Below are 3,529 nucleotides of genomic sequence, written 5' to 3'. Positions count from 1 at the left end.
TCTTTGACTGACCATTCTAGCGCATCATCAAGTGCTTGCTTTAAGCGATCCGCAGTGACTTCTGGTTCAAAGATTTCTAACCCCTTTGCTTCAAAATTAAGCTGTATATCTGGGATATCTTCCGTGTGGGTAGGATCAATGAATTTACAAGCAGCGGAAAGAATACCCGTGCTAATCAAAAAGGCGCTATCAAATTGTGGGTAATCTTTGGCAATTTCGTCGTTATAAAGAATGTCTACTTCACGATCAGCCAATTGATAGCTTGCCATATGGTCATTCTCATTGATTTTCTCAGTTGACCAACCTAAGCTTTTTAAAAGTTCATGAGCACTTTCCATGGTCAATGGAGCATCTTTGTCATCCCTTTCCTCTACTTCCTCTGTCGGCTCACCTGCAACAGTTTTGGAAGCATCAGATGCCGTTTGCGGATCCAAGCTTAAAATCGGAGCATTTTTGGGAAAACCCGTTCGATAACCCCGTGCAAGAGTGAGGAGATTATCAACTCTATATTTTGAGATTTCTTCCACAAAACCTAAAGGATTTCCCTTTCTAAAACTCTCCTTATAAGATTTGAGCTTTTCAACATCCCCAATTAAAACAAGCGCAATGAGGTGACGCGCTACAAGATCAAGTTCACTGTCTGGAGACAAAGCTGCATAATCATAGATAATTTGATTGATATTTTGTCTATCTGCCCACTCAAGAATGTCCGCACAAATCTGCTTTAGCTTGCCTTCATCCAATTCAGTAGTAGAAACTGTATAAACTTCTTCTGCTTCTTTGAGGGCTATATATTGAGGCATATTATAGAAAATCTCTCTATAAGCAGTAGAGAAGGCAAGTGTTGAAAGAGAAGCCTTAAATGCAACAATCGGCTCTTCTTCATTACTTTGAAGGTTATACATTATATTGATGATACGGTCTTTACTTATAAAATAAGCATTGCGATCATAGTTTTTATCACGATAAACTGTCCAACCTATTTCTTTTAATTGCTCTGCAACTTTATTGAAAGTAATCAAAACTTGTGGACTAAGATGACCTTCTGCTGCCTCTCGCTCATTAAGGATTTTCAGATGTCTTTCAGCAAATTCAAGAGCGTGATTAACATACTCCTCCAGTTCTTCATCAAGGTTTTGCAAATGCTCAGGTAGCTTACCCTCTACGATAGAATCTTGATAGGATTTTAGGACATCAATTTAACCTGTCAATGCTAAACAAGCTAAATGCCAAGGAATATCTGGATAATAGCTATATTCTTGAAAAAGCGTTTTGTTTTCTACCGCCATTTCTAAATCTTGAGCACGTGCCCACTGTATTACTCGCTCAGAAATTTTGATAAGCTCTTGTTCATTAACCATTTCTACACAAACATCAATACAATTATCAATGCCACTATAAATGCCTCCTCCAATCGTCTGAAAAGGCTTATAAATAGTTCTAAACGACCTGGGTTTATCTTCTCTATCATAGTGAATATAATTGCAAGCCAGAGAAATCGCTTCTGTAGATGTATCTGCCTCAATATGGACATTGTGCTTATCCTTAAGATACCCTAAGCCAAAATTAAGCACAACAAAGCGGTCAGGCAAAGCTAACCACATTTTTCCAGGATCCATAGCAAACCATCCTTGAGTTTTGAAAATACGGCTTGCCGCAGTGATGCTCATCAGCTTTTTTCTAGGTTTTTTACGCGCCAAAACATCATCCAATTCCCCATTTTTATAGGCTTGTGCAAAAAGAAGAACGCGATCATACCGCGTCGTTATTTGATAATCAGAAAATTCTGGTATATGTAATTGAGATGTAGATTTGTAACCTTTTAAAGCCTCTATATCACCAAGCAAAGCCTTTGCAACAAGAGAGTGATCAGCAGCTTCCTCACGTAATTTTTGTTCAATATCCTGTGCATGCGCCCATGCAAATACTCTGTTTAAAGCTTCCTTAATATGGCTTTCTGACAGATGTGAAGCTGTAACATCGAAATCCTCTTTCGCAGAAAACAGCGTATCTTCATACTTATCCTGTGATACTTCACCACTAGCATATTCGCAAGCAAGGCAATAAGGAGCAGTGGTAAGATCAGCTGATAACCGAATTTTTCCCCATCCTCTCCATAATCTACAACATCATAACTAATGCCTACAATGCGATCGGGAAGATGATAATAAGCAAATGTATCTCCAACTTCATCGCGATATGGCTCCCAACAAAGCTTTTTTAATATCTCTGTTACATCTTTGGTTTGCATCATCATTCCCCCAACATAATCCGTAATTCTTTTACATAAAAATTACTTGTGTAATACTGAGGCTCTTTAGAAAGGCTAAATATTGCCTCACCATCAATTTCCCTTCCTCCATAGTTTTTTCCAAAAACGCTTGTAAAAAGGGATAGGTTGCGGACTAGGAGTGTTCTCAGTCTTTTCAATCGGTTGATCACCATCAGGTATCTCAACCCCCGCATGTACTTTAATTCTTTTGCAAAGAAATTCATAAAAATTTCTAGCATAATATTCGCAATCGCCTAATGGAAGCATGACATAGAGTGGGCATTCACCATCCCGAAACTGTGTATAATCAAAGTAAAAGGTTTCATCAAGATCATAACTCACGACAAGCTGTTCTGGTGTCGCAAAACCATGTTTTCTATAATAATTTAAGTTTTGGTGAACTATATCATCAAAAGGAACACCTATATGATGCTTATAAAGGCTAAAGATTTCTTCACCAGCAATATCCCCACCTTTATAATGTTTCAAAAAACTCTTGTAAGAAGATGTAAACTTCAAACCAAGAGCTTTCTCTGCTTTTTCAATCACAAGATCATCAACTGCATTCTCATCAGAACAAAAATTAACAATATCACCTTCATATTTATCAACTAATTGTATAACATCATCTAAGGTATAGGTTTTCATCGATTATTTCTCCAAACTTCTTTTTTCTCTTTTCATCAACCGTAGAGCATTATTGCCGATGCTCCTGTCCCCATCCGTCAAAATCTATCCCTATGATACCCCATCTCATATCAATTATTCCTCCTAAATTACTGTTTTTTTGTTCTCTATACCCTTTAGCCCGTTCCTTCCAATATTCCTCTCTCCACTTATCAAACTTTTTTCTCTCTATAAGTGATTGATGTTTTTGAGGATTATTATGAATCACAGAAGTATATTTTTTATGAGATTCATGACTCATTTCTGCTATGGGTCCCTCATGCGTTTGCTTTAGGTGATGCAACTCAACAGGTTGACCATCAAAACCTATAGGTGCTCTTCCTGCTTCCATTCTCTCAACATTGGTACCCCATACGTCTTTTTTATTCACTGTCCATTTAACAATTTGGTTAGGATCAAACAAATCGTCTCTCTGATAGACTTTGTTAGTCTGACCAAATTTGCTATCGGTAAATTTAGTGGGCTTCTCTTTTAACCAATTCTTTTTTTCTTGAGCAGCAAGTTTAGTTAGTTCTTTCTTCGCCGCAAATTTGTCAGGATCTCCTTGAGCTGCAAGTTCTGCAAGATTTT

Annotated in this window: 2 protein-coding genes and 1 pseudogene; all 3 read right to left on the bottom strand. The window is 37.5% G+C overall.

The annotated features are described in order from the left end of the window. A pseudogene (locus ACFIMW_RS08910) lies at positions 1–2,251 on the bottom strand (DUF6990 domain-containing protein); the annotation flags it as partial. Positions 2,252–2,344: 93 nt separating this feature from the next. Beyond that, positions 2,345–2,920 carry an SMI1/KNR4 family protein gene (locus ACFIMW_RS08905; protein ID WP_375608842.1) on the bottom strand — a complete coding sequence of 192 codons (576 nt, stop codon included), beginning with the start codon at positions 2,918–2,920 and terminating at the stop codon, positions 2,345–2,347. Between the two features lie 49 nt (positions 2,921–2,969). Next, positions 2,970–3,529 (bottom strand): HNH/ENDO VII family nuclease (locus ACFIMW_RS08900; RefSeq protein WP_375608841.1); only part of this gene is annotated, 560 nt, incomplete at its 5' end.

Source organism: Bartonella sp. AC329YNZD (assembly GCF_042196685.1).
Lineage (GTDB): Bacteria > Pseudomonadota > Alphaproteobacteria > Rhizobiales > Rhizobiaceae > Bartonella.
Note: the sequence above shows the minus strand (reverse complement) of the source record. Positions and strands in the feature narration are given on the sequence as shown.